Genomic DNA, 21,799 nt, shown 5'->3' on the forward strand with positions numbered 1-21,799 from the left:
CCGCAGGCCCACAGAATCGCCCCGTTCACTGGCTTCACCTGCGGTCCGCCCAGGCGCCGCTTCTCGTCGTCCGGGGGGACCTCACCCGTGCCTGCTTTCCGTTCCGCGCGCCGAAGGCGTCTGCGGTCCACCGTCGTACCGGCCTTGAGCGCCGTGCTGCTCGTGTCGCTCCTGCCCACGCAGGCTGCGGCCGTGCCGCCGGACCCTGCCAAGGACGAAGTGCCCCGCGAGGAACTCGTCCTGGAAAAGATCCCCGGCGAGCAGCCGGTGGCCGGGACGACGCGCGACGCCGGGCTCGACAGCATCGCCGCCGAGCCCGCGGAGAACCAGGACCAGGCCCCGGCCGGCACGACCACGCCTCCTGCGCCGGACACCGGCGCCGTCACCTTCGGCGAACCGGCCGCACAGCAGGCGTCCTTCGACGACGCGACAGCGGCGACGACGGCGCAGCCCGTCACTCTGCAGCCCGCCGGTACCCTGCCCGTGAAGCTCGGGCAGGCCCCCGGCGCGGCCATGCCCACCGGCACCTGGCAGGTCGGCATCGCCGACCGCGCGGACCGGGTGTCCGAGGGCGTGGACGGCGCGGTGGTCACCGTGACCGCCCCCTCCACCGGCTCCGTGCCGGTCTCCCTGCAACTCGACTACAAGACGTACCAGAACCTCTACGGCGCGGACTGGGCCTCCCGGCTGACGTTCGTCCAGTTCCCCGAGTGCTACCTGACCACTCCGGACCTGGAGGAGTGCAGCACGTACCAGGAGCTGGAGACGGTCAACGACACCAAGACGAAGACGATCACGGCGACGGTCGACACCGCTGCCGACGGCACCGTCACCACCCCGGTGTCGGCGCCCGCGGCGGCCGTACCCGGCCCTGGTGTGATGCAGGCCGCCTACGTCCACTCGTCTGCCCGGCAGGCCGTCGACGGGGGCGGGGACAAGGCTGTCGTCGGCGCCGTCGACTCGGGCGCGGGCGAGGGCGGTTCCTTCAAGGCGACCCCGCTGATCTCGAGCGGCAAGTGGGCCGCCGGCAGCTCGTCGGGCGCCTTCACCTGGTCGTACCCGCTGGCGGTACCTCCGGCGCCGGCCGGACCGGCCCCCCAGATCTCCTTCGAGTACAACTCCCAGTCCGTCGACGGCAAGACGGCCACGTCGTCCCCGCAGGCGTCCTGGATCGGTGAGGGCTGGGACTACGACCCGGGCCACATCGAGCGTCGGTACCGCTCCTGCCGGGACGACGCCAAGGAGACCGAAGCGGGTGTCCCCAACAACACCGCCAAGAAGGACAAGACCTCCGACCTGTGCTGGGTCTCGCACAACGCGGTCATGTCGCTCGGCGGCAGGACCGTCGAACTGGTGCGGATCGGCACCACCCAGCTGTACCGCCCCCAGCAGGACGACGGCACGCGCGTCGAACTGAGGACCGGCGGCGCCAACAGTGACAACGACGGCGAACACTGGATCGTCACCACCACGGACGGCACGAAGTACTTCTACGGCCTGAACCGCATCGGTGACGGCCACGCCGACACCAACTCCGTCTTCACCGTCCCCGTCTTCGGCAACCACCCGGGCGAGCCCTGCCACGCGTCCACCTTCGCCGCCTCCCGCTGCAACAACGACACCAACAAGCGGCAGGCCTGGCACTGGGGCCTGGACAAGGTCGTCGACGTCCACGGCAACGTGATGATCGTCAACTGGCTGAAGTCGACGAACCACTACGCCGTCAACAAGAAGTTCAAGACGCCCGAGGCGTACGACCGCGGCGGCCTGCCCGACTCGATCGAGTACGGCCTGCGCGAGGGAGCCCTCGGCGCCACCCCCGCCGCCAAGATCGACTTCCTGCTGTGGCAGCGCTGCCTCCAGGGCGCGACGGTCTGCGACTCCGCCAAGTTCGACGACACCGGCAACCCGGCCTCCTACCGTCCGTGGTGGGACAGCCCCGGCAACCTCAACTGCAAGTCCACCTCCAAGCTCTGCCCCGCGTTCCCCTCGTTCTGGAACAGACTGCGCCTCGGCGGAGTCACCACCTACGCCCACCGTCCCGGCGTCACCGGCCTCGCCAAGGTCGACACCTACCTCCTCAACCACGCCTTCCCGCGCGACTGGTACGACACGGCGCCGGGTCTGTGGCTGAACTCCATCACCCGCTACGGCTTCCGGCCCGGTGACACCAGCGGCACCCTCATGTCGAAGGCAGGCGTCAGCTTCAAGCCGTACGTCGTCGGCGCCGACGCCTCCCACCCCCTGACCGGCCACCTCAAGGACCAGCAGCTCCCCAACCTCGTCCCGCGCACGGCCGGCGACGCGCGCCCCGGCTTCACCCGCCCGCGCATCGGCGCGGTCGCGACGGAACACGGCGGCGACATCGAGGTCACCTACAAGGGCGGCTGCAAGGTGCAGCCCACCAGCGTCCCCGAGAACGACAACCACGGCACGTGCTACCCGGTCCGCTGGTCGCCCGACGGCGAGGTGGAGAAGCCGGCGCTCGCCTGGTTCAACAAGTACGTGGTCCACACCGTGACGGAGACCGACAGGATCACGGGCGTCTCGGACCGCATCACCACCCGGTACGACTACAAGAACCCGGCCTGGGGCAAGAGCGACGACGAGTTCAGCAGGCCCGAGCTGCGGACCTACAGCGAATGGCGTGGCTACCAGCAGGTGACCACGGTCAAGGGCAAGAAGATCAAGCCCTCCGCGAGCCAGCCGCAGACCCAGTCGTACACCGTCACCCGCTACTTCCGCGGCGCGGGCGGCGAGGTCAAGGACTCCAAGGCCGCGGTGACGCTCCTGGCCGACGACGCCCCGCAGTACGCGGGCATGGTGGCGGAGTCCCTCACCTACGACGCCACGGGCGGCCGCGTCGTCCAGCGGACCCTCAACTTCCCGTGGTCCCGGCAGACCGCCTCACGCCACCGGGGCAGCAGCCTGCCTGCGCTGCTCGCGCACCGGACCGGCATTCAGAGGTCGGACGCCGTCCAGACCGTCGGCACCGGCTGGCAGGCCGTCCGCACGGAAACGGAGTTCGACCCCGACCACGGGCTGCCCGTCCAGGAGCAGAGCGCCGTCGTCAAGCCGAACGGCACCGGCGAGACCCTGAGCGACCACACCTGCGCCAAGACGGAGTACGTCCACAACACCGACCCGGACGTGTACCTCATCGGGCTCGTGAAGTCGGTGCGCACCACGGCCACGTCGTGCGCGGCGCACGCCACCGCCAGCCCGGCGACGCAGCTCCTCGCCTCGACCATGACGTCCTACGACAACCAGCCCTGGGGAGCGGCGCCGCTCCGCGGCCTCGCCACCTCCGTGGCGGAGGCGAACGGCGCCGGGACGTCCCACTCCGTCGTCACGACCATGACGTACGACCCCCTGGGCCGTGCCCGCACCGTCAAGAAGCCGGTCGTCGGCACCACCGAGACGCAGTACACCCCCGGTGACACGGGCGGTCCGCTCACCCAGACCAAGGTGATCAACCCGAAGGGCCACACCCACGTCACCACCTTCGATCCCGGCCGCGGGCTCGCCCTCACCGAGACCGACACCAACGGACGCATCACCCGCAAGGAGTACGACGCGTTCGGGCGCCTGACCAAGGGCTGGTCGCCGTCCCGTTCCTCCGGCAGCCAGAGCCCCGACATCCAGATCGCCTACCAGATGGCCGAGGCCACCACCACGGTGACCAGGCCGTCGGCGGTCACCGTGCAGACGCTCAAGGACGACGGCACCTACGGCAAGCAGGTCACCGTCTACGACGGCCTGATGCGCCAGGTCCAGACCCAGAGCGAGGCGCACGGCCCCGGCCGGATCGTCACCGACACCCGCTACGACGACCACGGGCTGGTCAAGGAACAGACCGGCGGCTACCTGGCGAAGGACGACCCCACCCCCGCCCAGTTCAAGCGGGTCTCCGACTCACTGGTCCCGAGCCTGACGCGGACCCGGTACGACGGCCTGGGCCGCGCGCTCCGCGTGACCACCTTCCACGGCGGCGACACCGCCACCGTCCAGTCGAACACCTACGGCGACACCAACACGTACAGCCGCTCGGTCGGCGGCGCCGCGCCGACGACCAACACCTGGCTGGACGCACGCGGCCGGGTCATCCTGATCCAGCACTACACCAACACCAACTCGGGCCGCTGGCGCGACACCCGCTACAGCTACGACGCCCGCGGCAACCGCACCAAGGTCGTCGACCCGGCGGGCAACGAGTGGACCTCCACGTACGACGCCCGCGGCCGGCTCATCACCTCCACCGACCCGGACACCGGCACCACGAGCTACGAGTACGACGACGCCGACCGCCAGACCGTCGCGTCGGACCTGCGCGGGTCCGTACACACCACCTACGACGAGCTGAGCCGTGTCACGGCCGTCCGTGAGGGCTCGGCCACGGCCGCCCCCGTGCGGGAGTACACCTTCGACACGCTGCCCGGCGCCCTGGGCAAGCCGGTCGCCTCCATCCGCCACGACGCGAGCGGCGACTACGTCAACCGGATCACCGGCTACGACACCGGATACCGGCCGACGGGCCGGGAGACGGTCATTCCGGCCAACAGCATGACCACGGGCCTGTCAGGAACGTACGGCTACTCCTACACCTACACCCCCACCGGCAAGCCCCTCTCGGTGACGCTCCCCGCCAAGGGCGGTCTCGCCTCCGAGAAGGTCGTCACCCGCTACAACAGCGACGGCCTGGCCGAGTCGACGTCCGGCCGCAGCTGGTACACCGCCGACGTCACGTACTCGCCGTACGGCGAGCCGCTGCGGACCGTCAGCGGACCGCAGCCCTACCGCGTCTGGACCACCAACTTCGTCGACCAGCACACGGGACGGCTCCAGCGGACCGTCGCCGACCGGGAGACCGCCGGCTCCCACCGGATCACCGACAGCCACTTCGCGTACGACAAGGCCGGCAACATCACGGCCAACGCACGCAAGCTGACCGACGGCACCACCTCCGTGTGGGACAGCCAGTGCTTCACCTACGACGCTCTCGGCGAGCTCGTGCACGCCTGGACGTCGAACATCACACCGACCACCGGCGGAACGGGCTGCAAGGCGGCCAACGGCACCGCCTGGGGCCCGCGCAGCGACGGATGGCCGTCGAGCGGACCGGTCGCCGAGGCGCCGGACACCCAGTCCGACGTCGACGCCCCGGACACCGCGCTGACGGACTCCCTCGCCGCGGCCGCGCCGGCCACGGGAACCCTGAACACCGGCACCACGGCGTACTGGCAGTCGTTCACCTTCGACGCGATCGGCAACCGCGCCTCCCTCGTCGAGCACAACACAGCCGACGCGACCAAGGACGTCCGATTCACCTACGGCTACGGCAAGACCGTCACCGGAAACGGGACGACGCCGTCGTACCGGACGCAGCCGCACACCCTCGCGTATGTGTCCTCCACCCCGTCGGGGAGCAGCTCCGCCTACTCCTACGACGCCGCCGGCAACACCACCGTCCGTGACCTGGCCGCCTCCACCCAGCAGCTGAAGTGGTCGCGGGAGAACAGACTGAAGACCGCCACGGTCGACGGGGTCACCACGACCTACGTCTACGACGCCGACGGCAACCGCGTCCTGGAGAGCTCGCCCTCCGGCAGCGTCCTCCACCTGGGCGAGACGGAACTGACCACGGCGGCCGGCCAGATCACCCGCGCCACCCGCACCTACAACCAGCCCGGTGCGCCCTCGGTCGTCCGCTCCACCGTCAACGGAGCCACCACGGGCCACAAGCTCCACGTGCTCCTCGCCGATCACCTCGGCACCAGCACCACGGCCGTCGAGATGGCGTCGGGCCAGCCCGTCACCCGCCGGGCCCACAAGCCCTACGGCGAGACCCGGGGCACCAGGCCGGCCTGGCCGTCCTCCCTCTCGTACCTCGGCGTGGGCGTCGACGACACCGAGACGGGGCTCACCCACCTCGGGGCACGCGAGTACGACCAGTCGACCGGCAGATTCCTCTCCGCGGACCCGGTCGTCGACATGGCCGATCCCCTGCAGATGAACGGGTACGCCTACAGCCACAACAGCCCCGTCACACGGAGCGACCCGACGGGTCTCTACGACCCGGACATGCGGAACTACTGCAACGCCAATCCGCAGGACTGCTCCGGCGGGCGCTACGTCGGCAAGGACAAGGGCCAGGGCAAGCCGCAGCAGTACGCCAAGACGAAGACGTACTCCTCCGTCGACGCGGCTCAGCGCTACATCAACACCAGCGGCAAGGCGGCCAAGAAGTTCCGCAAGCTGCGCCTGCACCAGATCATGAACCTGCGGAAGTTCGCGTACGGCAAGTACCTGGAGGAGATCGACGAGATCAACGACCGGGGCTGCCGCATGGAGCCCGGCGGCCGAGGAGGATGCCGGCTCGGCAACATGCTGACGGAGAAGCTGGTCTTCGAGGAGCAGGTCGAGGAGATCCTCTCCAGGATCGACGAGTCCTGGACCTCCAGCAACAAACCGGGTGAGCCGGGATTCGACGACGAGGAGTTCGACATGGCGTTCGAGCTCGCCATGGAAGGCAGGACCGTCGTGGCCCGCGGATCCGACGACGGCGCGCCGGGAGCCAAGGGGAACAAATCGTTCGACGCCTGGGTCGACGGTGAACGCTGGGAGTTCAAGGACCTCAAGACGACCAGCCGCAAGGGCATCACCAGGGAGATCTACAGTGCCGACGAACAGGGCGCGGACGTGGCCTTCATCAAGCTGCGCAACGTGGACGAGAAGATGGCCCGCTCGGCACTGAACGCCGTCGTCAGATCGCACCAGAAGTCGAACGACCTCACCGCGATCCGCATGCAGGGCGACGGCTACGATTTCACCCACTACCTGCGATGACGACGACGGGGGCCCGTGTGCCGAACGACGACCGGGGCGGACTGACGGCCGGTGCCGTGAGCGCGCTGATGAGCGCGCACGGCTTCGCCGTCCCGCCTCAGAACGTGCGGTCCGCGGTGTCGGCACACGGTGTCCGCGTCATGGGATTCCCCGTCCGGCGGTCCGACGCCCGCGCCGTGTGGCAGCTGTGGCTCGACCGGCGTGACGACACCGGGTGGTACCCGGTCGTCACGCCGCGCGAGCCGGCCGCGCTGGCGTCGGACCCCGCCCCGCGGCTCGGCCCGGGAGGGCGTGCCACCCTCGCCGCCGCGCTGGCGCGCGACCCCGAAGCCGTCGTCGGGGAGGTGGTCGCGGCGGCGGTGCGCGACACCCTCGCGAAGGCCGCCGACGAGGAGGACGCCGAGGAATGGCTCGACGAGCTAATCCCCGAGCGGCTCGCGGGGGCGCTGAGGGCGGAGGCCGCCCTCCCGGAGGAGGGCGACCTCTGGGAGGACCTCCCGCTCGGCACCGCGCCGGAGCTGTGGCTGTGCCTCGTGGAGGCGGAGCAGGGCCACGAGATCCCGGCCCTGCTGCCGGGATTCCCGGACGCCCCGAACTGGTGGAGCGAGCCCACCGGGCGCCTGCTGCTCCCGGCCGACCACGTGGCGTTCCTGCGCAGCTGGCACGAGCGTTTCGGCGCCGATCTCTTCTTCCTGGACGGCAGCCGCATGCGGCTCGTCGTCAGGAGACCGCCCCTCGGCCCCGCTGCCGCGGCCCGCGCGGCGGTGGAGCGTTTCGCGTACTGCAGCGACCGGCTGCCCGACCTGCCGGTCCTCGCGGACGGGGAGGTCCGGTCGACCGCGTGGAAGTTCTGGTGGGACTGAGGCGACGAGCAGCCCTCCGCCGCAGCCGGAAGCCGGTCGGGTAACCGGGGAGGGGACACGCTTCGGTCGGCCGCCGGCCGACAGGATGGGCGGAAGGGGCGAATCCGGCCGCGGTGACTTGCGCCCCCAGTGACGTACGCGCCGACGTCCTCATCCTGGACGACTTCGCGATGCGCCGGCTGTCCGCAGCCCAGGCCGACGCCCTCTACGAGCTCGTCTCCGAGCGGCAGGGCAGGTTTCTCCCGGACCGGCTCACCAAAACACAAGCGTCCGAAGAACCCCCACCGACAGGACCACGGAGGGAACACTGGTCGACGTCGCCGGGATCGCCGTCACTCAGCAGCTTGCCCGCGTCCCGGCGGAGTATCTCGCCTCCTGCCGCCAGGCAGCCGACGAACGCACCGGATGGAACTCGTCTCTGGACCCGCCGTCGGCGGATGTCCTCACGCATCCGCATGCCACCGGCCCCTGCGGACCAGACCCCACGGCGCTGCCCGCGGCTCAAGTGGCTCACGCCTCGGAACTGCTCGACAGATCGACTTTCCGGCCGGCCTGGCCGCCCTACCGCCCGACGAAACACAGGCCGCCTCAAGCTCTCGACGAGCTGGGACGGCAAACTCGTCATTGGTCGAGCCGCCGGCCAGGGCGGGGCGGAGCCGGGTGGATTACGCCCGTTGTGTGCGGGCCTTGCCGCGATCCCGAGGCGGTGATTTCGGCGGCAGGTCGGTGTCGGGGCCGGGAGCTAGGGTGCGGCCTCATGGACGCTGCTGATCTTGATTTCCGGGTCCGAACGCAATCGGGCTGCATCCCCCCGCACCTGGTCTCCCGACTGCTCGAGCTCGGCCATGCCGAGGAGGTGGAACGCCAGGCCGGCCGTGGGGAGTGGTTCTGCGCGCGGGAGTGGGCACGGCTGCTCGGCGGGCAGGACCGACAGGCCGAGGCGCTGGAGGTGCTCGCCCCGTACGTCGCCACGGGCTGGTGGCCGGCCGCCCGGACCCAGGCGGAACTGCTGGAGAGCTGGGGGCGGGCAGAGGAGGCGATCGCCCTGGTCCGGCCGCACGCGGAGGCCGGAGGGCTCCCGCTGGAGTTCTTCGCGCGCCTCCTGGCCCGGCACGGACGCAGGGACGAGGCGGTCGTGTTGCTGAGCGCCGGAATCGAGGACTGGTTCCTTGCCACCGCCCTGGTCGACATCACTGAGGAGGCAGGCCGGGACGAAGACGTCGCCGCGCTGCTGGCCGCCCGCATCCCGGCCCGGCACCGGTGCGACAGCCCGTGGTGCTGCCGCGGCCTCGACGCCGACACGGCAATCGGACTGCTCGCCGCTGTCCGTGAACGTCAGGGCCGCATCGACGATGCTGTGGCCCTGCTGCACACACGGACCACCACCTCCGTCAACGGCCGCGACCAGCTGGCCGACCTGCTGGCCCGGCACGACCGGATCGAGGAACTGAGGATGTACGCGGCGGCCGAGCACCTCGGGCACGCCGCGCAGCGCCTCGCCGAGGTGCTGGAGGAGCGTGGCGATGTGGAGGGCGCGATCGCTGTGTACCGGCAGCCGGATGACTCGCCGGTCCATCAGTGCCACGGCGCGGTGCAACTGGCGCAGCTTCTTGTGAGGCACGGCCGGGCCGATGAGGCCATCCTGGTGATGCGCACCCTCGCGGACTCGCCTGGTGGTGCGGAGGACTGGATCGTCGACATGCTGTGCACCCTGTACGCCGAGGAGGGCCGCGCCCAGGACGGCCTGGCCTTCCTCGACTCGCTCAAGGCGCGTCGCGGCGAGGAAGAGTGGGACTTGTTCAGGATGCGGCTCCCGCTGATGGCCGCCTGCGGACTGCGTGAGGAAGCGATCGAGCAGGCGCGAGCACACCCCGAGGGCGACACCTGGTATGCGGCCGTGTCCATCGGCGCGTTGCTGGCGGACGTCGGACGCACTGAGGAGGCGGTCGCCGTCCTCGAGCAGCACACCCCCGCCAACAGCACCGTCCTGGCCGGGCACCTCATTGAACTCGGCCGCGTCAAAGACGCTGTGGCGCTTCTTCAAGAGCGGCAGGCCAGGCCCGTCGAGCCGATATGGAGCGGCACGTTCGACGAGCCCCCGTTCTGAGTTTCGCCGCCCAACCAACGGCGTGAGGCAGTTGGGGAGCAGTCGATCCGTATGCGCATGCCCACCGGCCGGGAGACAGGCCGCAGGGTTCTCGCGGGCGGCACTGCCGCTGTCGGGGCGTTCGGCGTCGATGATGTGGCGGAGTCAGCCGGCGATCACGCTGATGACCAGGCGCTCGACCGAGCAGAGTTGCCCGGGCCGACCACGGCCGGTTCGGGTGGCATGAGGCCGGCGCCATCAGCGACCTGATCGCCCGCCCTCCACAGACCCTCGCCGAAACGCGCAAGGCCCGGCGGTCCGAGCAGCGGCTTGCCGCCGCGCTGCAGGACTGCCACCGGGTGGGAGTCGTCGCCTCGTACTGGGATCGTATCCACCACTACTGGACGGTGAGGTAGCGCGCCGAGGGCGCCTCATGGTGCAGGGTGGGGTGACTGCGTCGCTGGACAGCATGCGCCCGATGGCCATGTGGGAGCCTCCCCTGCTGGAAATCCCGGGCTACCGGCCGCTAGCCCACCCCTCAGCCGACTTTCACCTGGCAGGTCGTGCGCTGGTCCTGGCTCCCTCGGTGTTCTGCGGGCCGGTTCCCCAGCTGTTCGACAACCCCAGGCCGATACCGTGGTCATGGTGTATCCGGCTCCGCACAACCCGATCGACACGGCCGGCCTATGGGCTCTCCCCGCTGACAGACGCCACGTCGATGCTCCCGTGCCACCGGCTCTGTCCGCGCTTCTCGGCCGGACGCGGGCGGTCGTGCTGTGTGTGATAGCCGACCATCCCGCGTGCACGACGACGCAACTCGCCCAGAGGGCCGGGATATCACCGGCCAGCGCCAGCGAGCACGCCACCACGCTGCGCAGCGCCGGACTGACCACCCTCACCCGGGAGCGGAAGGCTGCCCTCCATACGCTCACCCATCTCGGCCTCACCCTGCTGAACACCAACGGGCCGGCACCGGCCGGCACTTAGTGATGAGCCCGACCGCGTCTGCCGGGGCCGATCGCTCGCCGGTGTCCGAGCCGTGCCGACCGTGAGGATCTCCTCGCGAAGCGTCACGCGATCCGGCCAGGTACCCGGCCGGGATCGGTCATTCCGCCCGCGCCGGGAGCGAATCGACCCGTCTCCGGAGCGCGGACAGGCCATGATCTCGCCGCCACCGGACGTGTGGTGATCAGCAGACGCGATCACAAGGAGCATCGATGGCCTCCACCCCGCGATCCGCACGACGCACCTCCCGCCGCCTCAGAGCCCTGGCGACCGCCTCCGTCCTCGCCACGGCCGGGGCCCTCCTGACCGCCGCCCCGCAGCCCGCCGAGGCCGCCCTGCCCCCGCAGACCATCAAGGACCCCGTCCACTACTGGAACGACGTCCTGCTCCAGGTGGTGAGACGCGAGGGAGGCGGACCCGGCCCCATGTCCCGCGCGGCGGCCATGCTGAACGCGGCCGTCTACGACGCCGCGAGCTCCTACCAGCTCAAGTGGAAGGGCAGGATCACCTCGGAGCCGTACATCCACGCCGAGAAGTACGCCGGCTGGATCGAGGGGCCCGACGAGGAGGAGCGGGTCATCGGGCGCACCGCCTACAACATCCTGCTGAAGCTGTACGGGAAGAACCAGACGGCGTACCTCGACGCCCGCTTCCGGGAGCGTTTCGGCACCGAACCCACCGAGTTCGACCTCCTCGACACCACCGTCGTCGGCAAGATGGTGACGCAGATGATGGACGCACGTACCGGGGACGGGTCGGACGACGACCGCGTCCACGTGGGGAGCAACGAGCCGGGGGCGTGGCGACCGACGAGCTACCCGGACATGCCCGATCCGTCCTGTGCGCAGCACAGCCAGGCGGTGACCCCCTACTGGGGGCTGGTGAAACCCTTCGCCCTCACCTCCGGCTCGCAGTTCCGGCCGCCGACGCCCGGGCTCTACGGCACGTACGAGAAGCTGCTGGCCAGTGACGCCTACAAGGCCCAGGTGGAGGCCGCCCGGACGGCGGGCGCAGACCGGCCGACCGCGAAGACCCCGTGATCAACCGGACCGCCGACCAGGAGGCCGCCGCCTGGTTCTGGGCCAACGACAACGACGGCACCTACAAGCCACCGGGCCAGCTGCTCCAGGCCACCCGCGAGATAGCGACGGCACGCGGTCTGAACACCTACGAGAACGCCCGCCTGTTCGCGCTCGTGTCGATCGCGATGGCGGACGCCGGCATCGCCGTCCGGGACGTGAAGTTCCTGACCCCCATCGACCTGTGGCGCCCGGTCTCGGCCATCCGTGACGGCGGCCTCGACCCGGAGTGGAAGCCGCTCCTGAAGAACCCCTCCGGCGTCAACGTCACCCCCTGCTTCCCCGCGTGGGCGTCGGGCCACGCCACCTTCGGCGCGGCGTGGGCGGGCATCATGAAGCGGTACTTCGGCTCCGACGGCATCGCCTTCGACATGACCACCGACGAGCCGCGCTCCCCGGTCAAGTCACGCCACTTCACCAGCTTCAGCGCCGCCGCCCGCGAGGACGCGTACAGCAGGGTCTGGCTGGGCGTGCACTTTCCGTGGGACGCCGAGGACGGCCTCACCCTCGGCGACAAGATCGCCAACCACGTGTTCACCACCAAGCTGCGCACGCTCTGAACGGGCCCGCGCCGGCCTCCACCGGAGGCCGGCAGCGGCCCCTCCGGGATGTTGGTGGTTCCCAGGCGTACTGACGTCCGCCGTCACGCTCGCCCATTCCGCCGGGCGGATGTGCCGGGAGGCGCCGGTCCGCAGACCAGGGACCGGACCGCGATCCTCGCTGAGGCGAATCGATAGGATCACGGCATGATCAAGGATCCCGTGGTCGCGCTGCCGGAGGCTGAGTACCGACGTGTCTGGGGCCGTTTCTACGAGGACTTCGACTTCCGGCCGAGTATGAGTTCGTTCGAGTGGCCAGCCATCAAGGAGCCCGTCGCATCGGTTACCTGGCGGCTTGCCGCACTGGACGACGATCCGGGATACGAGCGCCTGGACCGCCTGGTCGACGTGATCAAGCAGGGGCTGACCTCCTGCGTGGGCCCGCAGGGCACGCTGCTCGCCCTCGATTGGCAGCACACGTCGTATCGCTTCGCGCCGCAGGAGGTCGGTGGTCCGGAGCAGCCGGCTTGGCCTCTGAGCCCGTATCCCGACGGGGACTACTGCATCTATCTCACGGAGGACTTTCGCCTGGGCAGTTTTGGACACCCTTGGGAGGAGTCCCTCTGCCTGTTCGGTGAGGAACTCCTCGACGTCACATGCGCGGAGGTGGACAAGGTTCTTGGTCCGCCAATCCGTAGGTCCGGCAAGGCAGTGGGCTCCGCCTGAGTGCGGACCTCCCGTATGCGCTGGACGTGATCCGGGCCGAGAGCGAGTGACCGGGGGACGGTGACCGGGCCCCAGAGCCGGGCCGTACGAGGTCCGCGTCAGCCGCGCCGACGAGGATCCCGCGACCTGCTTCGCCGTGCGCACCGAGGTCTTGGTGGTCGAGCAGTCGGTGGGCCGCCCGCGGCAGGGATCGGCGTCGGCCGACCCCGACGTCCGCGTCATCCGCCTCGCCCAGGAGGTCCCCGCCCAGCGCTCGGCCGCGAGCGAAGGCACGAGCCGCGTCTACCGTCACCGCTGGACGGTTCGGATGCATAAGGTCCGCCAGTGGTACCCCCAGCACTCAGGAGCACCGCCTGATCTGGCGCGGCCCCCATATCAAGGGCCCCGCCGACGCCCCCCTTCACGATCGGCGAGAAGGCGTATGCGGCCGACCAGCACCCCCACCGCCACCTCGCCGGCTCCGGTCCCGGCAGGGGGCCGCACCCAGCAGCACCCCCAGCGGTGGCCCGGCCGGCGCACGAGGCCGTTTCAAAATCGGGTGGCGGCGAGAGCCACCACAGTGCCAAGCTGTCCGCACACCGAAGGGGTGTAGCTCAGATGGCCAGAGCGCCGGTCTCCAAAACCGGATGTCGCAGGTTCGACTCCTGTCACCCCTGCCACGACCTGGGCGTGACCGGGTGGAGTGTGCGGCTGCTGCCGCTGTCGACTTCACCCGCCCGCCGCTTCCCGCACGGCACGACCGCCAGCGGCAGCTTCCATGGCCGGCCCCGGCTCGGCGTGCCAGCACTCAGGCGACCGCGCCAGGCGGATCCTCCAGGATGAGCCCATGAGTCAAGACCTGGTGACGTTCCTGAACGCACGGCTGGATGAAGAGGCCGACCTGGCCCGACGCTGCGACGGCGACGGCTGCGGGGAGTGGACCGCTCACGGGCACACGGTCGACTTCTGCCAAGGAGAACTCCCCGGGTTCCACCCCACGATCGCCCGCCACGTGGCGCTGCACGACCCGGCTCGCGTTCTGCGGGAGGTCGAGGCCAAGCGACGTGTGCTGGCCCGCCATGTGCTCAGTCCAGCCACGGGCGACCCCGAACTGCCGTGGGAAAACCGCGATGACTGCCAGTACGACGGCGAGACGTGGCCATGCGACGACCTGCTCGACCTCGCTGCACCCTACGCCGGACATCCTGACTACCCCAGGCCGGCCTGAGAGGGACCTCGGTTACGGACATCCCTTGGTCCGAGCCGACGATCTACCAAGTCCGGGCGCACGATCTCGCTCGGTGGCGGGCTCATGGGCAGGGCATCGTGTGCTTGGGAAGGTGCCCCTCACGCCCAAGGCTCGAGGGGCACATTCATGGGTCAGGCACCCTCGGCGAGCGGGCTCAGGACATGGAACAAAGGCCTCGACGTGGCCATGTGCTCGACGCTGCTGCCCTCGCGGTCGCCGGTGCCGCGGCTGTACCAGCGGCGCGGTCAGCGACGGCAGTCCGACACCGCGGTGCTCCCGGGACCGGGCTCCGGAAGAGGTCCAGGTCCCGGGAGCGGGGGTCATCCGGTGGTGAGGGTGGTCCACTTCTGGTTGGCGCCGCCGTGGCAGTCCCACAGCTGGAGCTGTGTGCCGTCGGCGGTGGTGGAGCCCGGGACGTCGAGGCAGCGGCCGGAGGCGGGGTTGCGGTAGCCGCCGTTGTAGGGCTGCCACACCTGGTTGGCGCCGCCGTGGCAGGCCCAGAGCTGCACCTTGGTGCCGTTGGCGGTGCCCCAGCCGGCGGCGTCGAGGCACTTGCCCAGGGAGCGCAGGGTGCCGTCGGTGTAGGCGGACCAGAGCTGGTTGCCGCTGCCGCTGCAGCTCCAGATCTGGACGGCGGTCCCGTCGGCGGTGCCCGCGCCGCTGACGTCCAGGCACTTGCCGGCGATGCCGGACCGCACGCTCGCGGCGGCGGGTGCGGGGTTCCTCAGCCACCCGGCGCTGTCCGCGGCCTGGATGCCGCGGTGGAAGGCGTCCGCCATCTTCCGGTAGCCGGAGTCGTTGGGATGCAGGGTGTCGGCCAGGTCGGCCGTGGTCAGGCTGCTCATGTCCACGTACGCGACGCGCTTGCCCGCGGCCTGCGCGTCGCTCACTATCCGGGGGATGGCCTGGTTGTAGGCGGCCCGGTACTGCTCCTCCGAGCCGCTGGTGGACACGACCAGGGAGGCCACGAGGACGGTTGCGTCGGGGGCGGCGGCGGTGATCTGGCCGACCAGCGACTTCAGCCGGGCGGTGGCCGTGGAGACCTGGTAGCTCTCGTTGAGGTCGTTGGTGCCGATGTGCAGCGTCACGACGTTGGGCCGGTAGCGGGTCAGAGAGGCGTCGGCGAGTGCGGCGATCTGGTGGATCTTGTATCCGGAATGGCCCTGGTTGTCGGGGTCGGACATCGAACCGCCCCGCAACGTGCCGACGAAGTCCACCGGATGGCCGTCCGCCGCGATCCTGTCCCACAACGGTCCCCGGTAGCCGTTGCCCGTACTGCTTCCCACCCCCCAGGTGATCGAGTCGCCCAACGGCATGACCCGTAAGGGCGTGTCAGAGGCGGCCGATGCGGGAGGCGCCCCTGTCGCCGTCACCCCGAGCGCGGCGGCGACGAGCATGATCAGGGTTGAGACCCAGGACTTTCTCATGCGTGTGTCCTCTTCTGTGAGGGGTATCTTTCGGGATCATGGGGAGGCGGTTCGTCCGTCGATGTCCGGAAGGGCCCGATTCTGAACACCCAGCTCGCGGAGACGCTGTCCGCGGCCCTGCTCGTACTGGTGCTGGCCTGTGCGGTCATGCGCCCCTTCGGCCGGCCGGAGGCAGTGGTGGCCGTGCCGGCCGCCGGGCTGCTGATCGCCACGCAGGCGATCCCGCTGGACGACGCGCTGGACGAGGTGGAACGCCTGGGGCCGGTGGTCGGCTTTCTCGCGGCGCGGGGCGTTCTCGACCTGGCCGTGTCACAGTGCCGTTCCTGCCATGCTCAAGACGACCAGCGCCGCGACCACGGCGGGCCATAAGAGGGTCCTTGTCCTCGTCGTGAAAGTCCCCTTCTTGAAGCGCGGTTGCTCACGCGCGGGACCACTTCTGGTTGGCCTGGCCGTTGCAGGTCCACAGCACCAGCGGGGTCCCGTTGGCGGTGGCGGCCCCTTGGGCGTCGAGGCAGAGTCCGGCGTGGACGTTGCGGATCGAGCCGTCGGCGCCGATGGTCCATTTCTGGTTGTTCTGGCCGTTGCACGGCCAGGTGATGACCCGGGTGCCGTTGGTGGTGCCCTGGTTGTAGGCGTCCAGACACTTGTCGCCGTAGACGCGGATCTCGCCGCCCGCCCAGGTGGTCCACAGCTGGTTGGCGGCCGTGTGGCAGTCCCAGATCAGTGCGGTGGCGCCGGCGGCGGTTGAGGCGTTGTCCACGTCCACGCAGCGGCCGGACCCGCTGCCCCGCAGTCGCGAGGTCGTGGCGGTCAGCGGGCTGCCGCCGGTCACCCGGAACACGGCGACGCCGTGCGCGGGGACGCTCGCCGAGATCTGCCCGGATGTGCTCGACGTGGCGCCGGTCCACAGGTCGGTGAGGGTGAAGGGCCCGCCGGAGAGGCCGACTTGGTTCGCTGACGTGGTGACGGTCGCGGTGCCGCTGCCCCGGTTGAACAGGCCCACCGCGACCGAACCGTCCGCGAGGGGCTTGGCGAACACCTCGGTGGCGCCGTCGTCGCGCACCCTGCGCCCGCCCGCGCCCAGCGGATCCTGGTTCACCGCCAGCAGCCGCGGGTTGCGGAGGATCGCGCTCACGTCGGCGGACATGGTGCGGATGTCGTTGCCGGCCATGAGCGGGGCGCTCATCAGGGCCCACAGGGCGAAGTGCGAGCGGGACTCGGTCAGGGTCAGCCCGGGACGGCCGACGACCAGCATGTCGGGGTCGTTCCAGTGGCCCGGACCCGACTGCGCCGCCAGTGGCGCGGTGACGTCCAGGACGTTGCCGACGCCCATCGGGTAGCTGTTGGTGTTGCCGTTCTGCCAGATGTCGAGCAGGTCCTCGGTCGTCCGCCACAGGTCGGCGACCTGGCCCCAGTCGTAGGTTGCACCGGTGGGGGCGTGGAAGCTGTTGGGGTTGATGCTGTAGACGATCGGGCGGCCGGTGGCGCGCAGGGCGTCGCGCATGACCGTGAACTGCGCGATCTGTTCGTCGCGGGTGCCGCTGGAGGAACACCAGTCGTACTTGAGGTAGTCCACGCCCCATGAGGCGAACGTGGCGGCGTCCTGGGCCTCGTGGCCCTTGCTGCCGGTGGAGCCGGGGTAGGTGCCCACACCCTGAGCGCACGTGCGCTCATTGGGAGCCTGGTAGATGCCGAACTTCAGGCCCTTGCCGTGGATGTAGTCCCCGAGCGCCTTCATGCCGCTCGGGAACTTCGTCGGGTTGGCCCGCAGGTTGCCCTGCGCGTCACGCTGTGGGTCGAACCAGCAGTCGTCGACCACCACGTACCGGTAGCCGGCGTCCCGCATGCCCGAGGACACCATCGCGTCGGCGGCCTGCCGGACCTGGGCCTCGGTGATCCCGCACCCGAAGCTGTTCCAACTGTTCCACCCCAGCGGCGGGGTAAGCGCTGGGCTGCCCGGCGCCGCCGAGGCGGGGGAGTGGGCGGAGGCCGTCACGGACGCGGTGACCGTCAGGGCGGCGGCTGCGAGGAGGCGGAGCGGTCGTCCGCGTAAACGTCTGAGCACCAGGGACTCCTTCGGAGGAGGTTCGAAATTTCGAACCTTGTTCGGAAAGTCGCGACGTCAGGGATGTTAAAGGTGTGGCGGGGTGTGTCAACACCCTGTTGGTGCGGCCGCTCCGCTTATCGGCAAGGAACGGCTCCCGTGGCGGCTCGGCCTGCTCACCCAGGCCAACTCGACCTGCTGACGGACGTCGGGGCCCTGGCTCCGGCCGGGGCCCCGCCGCAGTCGAGCCCTGCGCTGACCATTGACAGTTCAACCAACCCGTCCAACGATGGGGACCGCTTCCGATGGGAGCGCTCCCACCCCCGTTCGCTCCCGGCGAGTCGAGGTGGTGAGAGCGCTCCCCATAACGCCCCCAATCCCCAGGAAATCGAGGTACAGTCATGCGCCGCAGACTCCGTACCCTGGCGGCAGCGCTCCTCGCCCTGCCGCTGGCGCTCGCCGCCGCACCGTCCGCGCACGCGGCCGACCCCACCACCATGACCAGCGGGTTCTATGTGGACCCCAACTCCAGCGCCAAGAGGTGGGTGGCCGCCAACCCCGGCGACGGCCGGGCCCCCGCGATCAACGCCTCCATCGCCAACACCCCAATGGCCCGCTGGTTCGGCTCGTGGAGCGGCACCATAGGCACCGCCACGGGTGCGTACGTGGGAGCGGCGGACCACGTCGACAAGCTGCCCATCCTCGTCGCCTACAACATCTACAACCGCGACTACTGCGGCGGGCACTCCGCCGGCGGCGCCGCATCGCCGTCCGCCTACGCCAACTGGATCGCCCAGTTCGCCGGCGGGATCGCGGGCCGGCCGGCCGTCGTCATCCTCGAACCGGACTCCCTCGGGGACTACGGCTGCATGACCCAGGCGCAGATCGACGAACGCGAGGGCATGCTCACCAACGCCCTCGCCCAGTTCAACCGCCAGGCCCCCAACACCTGGGTGTACATGGACGCCGGCAACCCGGGCTGGGTCAGTCCGGCGACCATGGCCCGGCGCCTCCACGAAGCCGGCCTCCCTCAGGCCCACGGCTTCTCGCTCAACGTCTCCAACTACTTCACGACCGCCGAGAACACCGCCTTCGGCAACGCCGTCAACAGCGAGCTCAGTGCCCGCTACGGCTACACCAAGCCGTTCGTCGTGGACACCAGCCGCAACGGCAACGGCTCCAACGGCCAGTGGTGCAACCCCGGGGGCCGCCGCATCGGCACCCCGACCCGGACGGGCGGAGGCGCCGAGATGCTGCTGTGGATCAAGACCCCGGGTGAATCCGACGGCAACTGCGGCGTCGGAACCGGCTCCACGGCCGGACAGTTTCTTCCCGAGGTCGCCTACAAGATGATCTACGGCTACTGATCGAGGACTCCCGCCGCCCCCACAGGCGACCAGCAGTCCGCCGGGGCGGCGGGTATCTCCCGCCACCACCTCATCGACCGGAAATCGTGTCGTTGCGGCGGCTGCCGTGCCAGATGACGGGGGGACCAGGACGACCGTGCCCGCCGGGCAGGTCAGCCGGTTCGGCGCCGAGCGGGGAGCACGCGGCCGCTGAACAGCCCTTCCGACGAACGCACTCGCTGTTCCCGTCCTCCTCCTCCGCTTGACCGGACTTGGGCCGCCCCGTGCACCCGTACCGAATCACTGCAGGTCACAGCGGTCTGCGCCGGTGACCCCGGCCATTTGGGTGGACTCGGCCCCGGTGCTTGCGGCGGGCTTACGGCTGGGCCAGACTGACGCGCAGTCATCAAACCGGGCTCCGGCGAGTCGGGGTAGCCGGCCGCGTCACATCGGGACGGGGGCTGCGAACGGTGCCAGCGTTGAAGGGAGCCTTCGTCAAGTTCGACGGAGGTCTGCTCGGTGGTCTGCCGAACATCGTGCTCTTCCAGTTCAATCCGGAGTCCGTGAGCCGCGCGCCGGGGCTGGCCGCCCCGCTCGAAGCTCCCGACGGGTCGGGGCCGACCCCCGCCGACCAGCCCGGCGAGCCCGACGAGAGCATCTCGTTCACCCTGCGCCTCGACGCCACCGACCAGCTCGCCGCCGGCAACCCCATCGCGGCGGTGAGCGGTGTCCTGCCCGCGTTGTCGGCGCTCGAGCTGCTCATGTACCCGAAGTCCTCGTTGGCCAGTTCGCTGTTCGGCGGCGGGCCACAGCCGCACCGCAGCCCGCCGGCGCAGCTGCCGACCGTGCTGTTCTTCTGGGGCCCGTACCGCCTGCTGCCGGTCACCGTCACCAACCTCTACGTCATGGAGCGCGAGTACGACCAGATGCTCAACCCCATCCGCGTCGAGGTGAACGTGTCCCTGCGGGTGCTCACCCCGGTCCGGCTCCCCGCCGGCGCGCAGCTCGAGATCGGTGCCTACCAGTACACCCAGACCGTCCGCGAGGTGATGGCCGCACTCAATCTGGCCAACGCCGCCGGAGATCTGCTGGGGGCCGTCCTGTGACCGATCCAGGCAGCCGGTACGCCGAGGTCGCCCGGCGCAGCCTCCTCGTCGACACCGCCGACGGGCAGGTGCATGCCGTCCTTCCCATCCGGTTCCTGCCGCCCGTCGCGGGCTGGTACCACCACACCGTCGTCTCGGGCGACCGCCTCGACCTGCTCGCCGCCACCTATTACGGCCGTGCCGACCGGTTCTGGGTCATCGCCGACGCCAATCCGCTCATCGACCCCGAAGAGCTTCTGGTGCCCGGCACCCGGATCGTCATCCCACCCGACCGGGCCGGGTGATCCGTATTCCGGACAAGGTGTTCGAACTGCGGTGCGGCGGCTCGCCGGCCGCCGACCTGTACCCCTACGTCGAGTACGTCGAGGTGGACGAGAGCGTCGACGGCAGCTCCTTCACGATCCGGCTGCGGCTGTCCGCCGGTCCCGACGGCGAGTGGAACCACCTGTCCGATGAACGCTTCACCCCGTTCGCCCGCCTCGGCGTGTCACTCGGCTTCACGGGCGGCGGCCTCGCGGGAGCCCCGACGGCCGCCGGCGGACTGCTCTCACCCGGCGGCAGCGGCCCGGAGCCGCTCGCCGAGGGCTACGTGATCGGGACAGCCCTGCGTCTGAGCGGTCGCGACGCACACCTCGACGTCTTCTGTCAGGACCCCTGGGCGGTCCTCGGGCAGGAGGAGAAAGTGGTCGCCTGGCCGGACCTGTCCGACTCCGACATCGCCGAACAGATCCTCACGGCAGCCGGGTTCGCGGCCGACGTCACCACCGTCCCTCCGCTCCGCCAGTCCGACGACACGCTCGTCGTACAGCGCGGCACCGACGCCTCCTTCCTGCGCGCCCTCGCCCGCCGCAACGGCTTCGAGGTCCGCTTCGTCCCCGAAGGGGACGGGAACCGCTGCCGGTTCGGACCGCCCGGCCTCGACGGAACACCGCAGCCGGACCTCGCGATCCGGTTCGGCGCCACAAGCAACCTGCGCTCATTCGAAGCCACCCTCGACGGGCGCCGTCCGCTCTCGGTACGCGCCGCTCAACTGGTCCCCGGCACACGCCAGGAGGCCACCGTCGAGGTCGGCGAGCCCGCCCATCACCGCACCGGCCGCACCGGCCTCGCCGCTCTCACCGCGGACACCCTGGCCCGGGCCGCCCGGCCGCTGCGCACCCCCGGGGCGCTGCTGCTGACCGCCACGCCCACCGCCGATCCGTCCGAGCTGCAGCAACAGGCGCAGGCGGCCCGCGACGAAGCCGCCTGGTTCGTCGAAGCGGCCGGCGAGATCAACAGCGACGCGTACGGGCACGTACTGCGGGCCGGGCGGTCCGTCCTCGTCAAGGGCGCCGGGTCCCTGCACAGCGGCGCGTACTACGTGACCCGGGTCGTCCACCGGATGCGCCCCGAAGGCGAGTACCGGCAGCGATTCGAAGCCCGCCGCAACGCGGTCGGGCTCGAAGGCTCCGAATCGTTCGGCGGCGGGGCCCCCGGGCTGTCGCTGCCGGGGCTGTGAGGAGGC

General features: G+C 70.4%; 14 protein-coding genes, 1 tRNA gene and 2 pseudogenes. 15 read left to right on the forward strand and 2 right to left on the reverse strand.

What is annotated here, in order from left to right; translation table 11 throughout:
• Positions 1–144: 144 nt before the first annotated feature.
• The 10 genes and pseudogenes from ABEB09_RS33805 to ABEB09_RS33845 all read left to right on the forward strand — a co-directional run bounded on the left by ABEB09_RS33805 (position 145) and on the right by ABEB09_RS33845 (position 14,351).
• Entirely contained in the window at positions 145–6,846 is a 6,702-nt protein-coding gene (locus tag ABEB09_RS33805) for an RHS repeat-associated core domain-containing protein (RefSeq protein WP_345693731.1), read from the forward strand.
• The gene (locus tag ABEB09_RS33810) at positions 6,843–7,709 is read left to right on the forward strand and encodes a DUF4253 domain-containing protein (RefSeq protein ID WP_345693732.1); all 867 of its coding nucleotides are present in this window, start codon (positions 6,843–6,845) and stop codon (positions 7,707–7,709) included. The genes ABEB09_RS33805 and ABEB09_RS33810 overlap by 4 nt, the downstream gene beginning before the upstream one ends.
• Positions 7,710–7,843: 134 nt before the next feature.
• Positions 7,844–7,951 (forward strand): annotated as a pseudogene (locus ABEB09_RS35070) (ATP-binding protein); the annotation flags it as partial.
• A 614-nt stretch (positions 7,952–8,565) separates the two neighbouring features.
• Positions 8,566–9,816 (forward strand): tetratricopeptide repeat protein, encoded by a 1,251-nt coding sequence (locus ABEB09_RS33815; protein ID WP_345693733.1) that lies wholly within the window; start codon positions 8,566–8,568, stop codon positions 9,814–9,816.
• A gap of 705 nt (positions 9,817–10,521) precedes the next feature.
• Positions 10,522–10,782, forward strand: coding sequence for a winged helix-turn-helix domain-containing protein (locus ABEB09_RS33820; protein ID WP_345693734.1), 261 nt, complete (start codon positions 10,522–10,524; stop codon positions 10,780–10,782).
• Between the two features lie 230 nt (positions 10,783–11,012).
• The gene (locus tag ABEB09_RS33825; protein WP_345693735.1) at positions 11,013–11,840 is read left to right on the forward strand and encodes a phosphatase PAP2 family protein; all 828 of its coding nucleotides are present in this window, start codon (positions 11,013–11,015) and stop codon (positions 11,838–11,840) included.
• Positions 11,837–12,439, forward strand: coding sequence for a vanadium-dependent haloperoxidase (locus tag ABEB09_RS33830; protein WP_345693736.1), 603 nt, complete (start codon positions 11,837–11,839; stop codon positions 12,437–12,439). Before ABEB09_RS33825 ends, ABEB09_RS33830 begins: the two co-directional genes overlap by 4 nt.
• 186 nt (positions 12,440–12,625) lie before the next feature.
• Complete coding sequence (locus tag ABEB09_RS33835) at positions 12,626–13,144, forward strand: DUF2716 domain-containing protein (protein ID WP_345693737.1); 519 nt, start codon at positions 12,626–12,628, stop codon at positions 13,142–13,144.
• A 582-nt stretch (positions 13,145–13,726) separates the two neighbouring features.
• Positions 13,727–13,803: transfer RNA gene (locus ABEB09_RS33840), tRNA-Trp, on the forward strand.
• Positions 13,804–13,970: 167 nt separating this feature from the next.
• Positions 13,971–14,351 (forward strand): DUF6221 family protein, encoded by a 381-nt coding sequence (locus tag ABEB09_RS33845; protein WP_345693738.1) that lies wholly within the window; start codon positions 13,971–13,973, stop codon positions 14,349–14,351.
• 341 nt (positions 14,352–14,692) lie between these two features.
• Here ABEB09_RS33845 and ABEB09_RS33850 read toward each other — a convergent pair whose 3' ends face one another.
• A complete protein-coding gene (locus tag ABEB09_RS33850) occupies positions 14,693–15,799 on the reverse strand; it encodes a ricin-type beta-trefoil lectin domain protein (RefSeq protein ID WP_345693739.1) in 1,107 nt (368 codons plus the stop codon).
• Positions 15,800–15,880: 81 nt separating this feature from the next.
• Here ABEB09_RS33850 and ABEB09_RS33855 point away from each other — a divergent pair.
• A pseudogene (locus ABEB09_RS33855) lies at positions 15,881–16,096 on the forward strand (arsenic transporter); the annotation flags it as partial.
• Between the two features lie 121 nt (positions 16,097–16,217).
• Here ABEB09_RS33855 and ABEB09_RS33860 read toward each other — a convergent pair.
• Positions 16,218–17,864, reverse strand: coding sequence for a glycoside hydrolase family 27 protein (locus ABEB09_RS33860; protein WP_345693740.1), 1,647 nt, complete (start codon positions 17,862–17,864; stop codon positions 16,218–16,220).
• Between the two features lie 380 nt (positions 17,865–18,244).
• Between ABEB09_RS33860 and ABEB09_RS33865 the strand changes: the two genes are divergently transcribed.
• The 4 genes from ABEB09_RS33865 to ABEB09_RS33880 all read left to right on the forward strand — a co-directional run bounded on the left by ABEB09_RS33865 (position 18,245) and on the right by ABEB09_RS33880 (position 21,793).
• Positions 18,245–19,210 (forward strand): glycoside hydrolase family 6 protein, encoded by a 966-nt coding sequence (locus tag ABEB09_RS33865; RefSeq protein WP_345693741.1) that lies wholly within the window; start codon positions 18,245–18,247, stop codon positions 19,208–19,210.
• 458 nt (positions 19,211–19,668) lie between these two features.
• The gene (locus tag ABEB09_RS33870; protein ID WP_345693742.1) at positions 19,669–20,295 is read left to right on the forward strand and encodes a hypothetical protein; all 627 of its coding nucleotides are present in this window, start codon (positions 19,669–19,671) and stop codon (positions 20,293–20,295) included.
• Positions 20,292–20,579, forward strand: coding sequence for a LysM peptidoglycan-binding domain-containing protein (locus ABEB09_RS33875; protein ID WP_345693743.1), 288 nt, complete (start codon positions 20,292–20,294; stop codon positions 20,577–20,579). Before ABEB09_RS33870 ends, ABEB09_RS33875 begins: the two co-directional genes overlap by 4 nt.
• Positions 20,576–21,793 carry a phage late control D family protein gene (locus ABEB09_RS33880; RefSeq protein WP_345693744.1) on the forward strand — a complete coding sequence of 406 codons (1,218 nt, stop codon included), beginning with the start codon at positions 20,576–20,578 and terminating at the stop codon, positions 21,791–21,793. Before ABEB09_RS33875 ends, ABEB09_RS33880 begins: the two co-directional genes overlap by 4 nt.
• Positions 21,794–21,799: the final 6 nt, after the last annotated feature.

The sequence above is a fragment of the Streptomyces coeruleoprunus genome (genome assembly GCF_039542925.1).
Lineage (GTDB): Bacteria > Actinomycetota > Actinomycetes > Streptomycetales > Streptomycetaceae > Streptomyces > Streptomyces coeruleoprunus.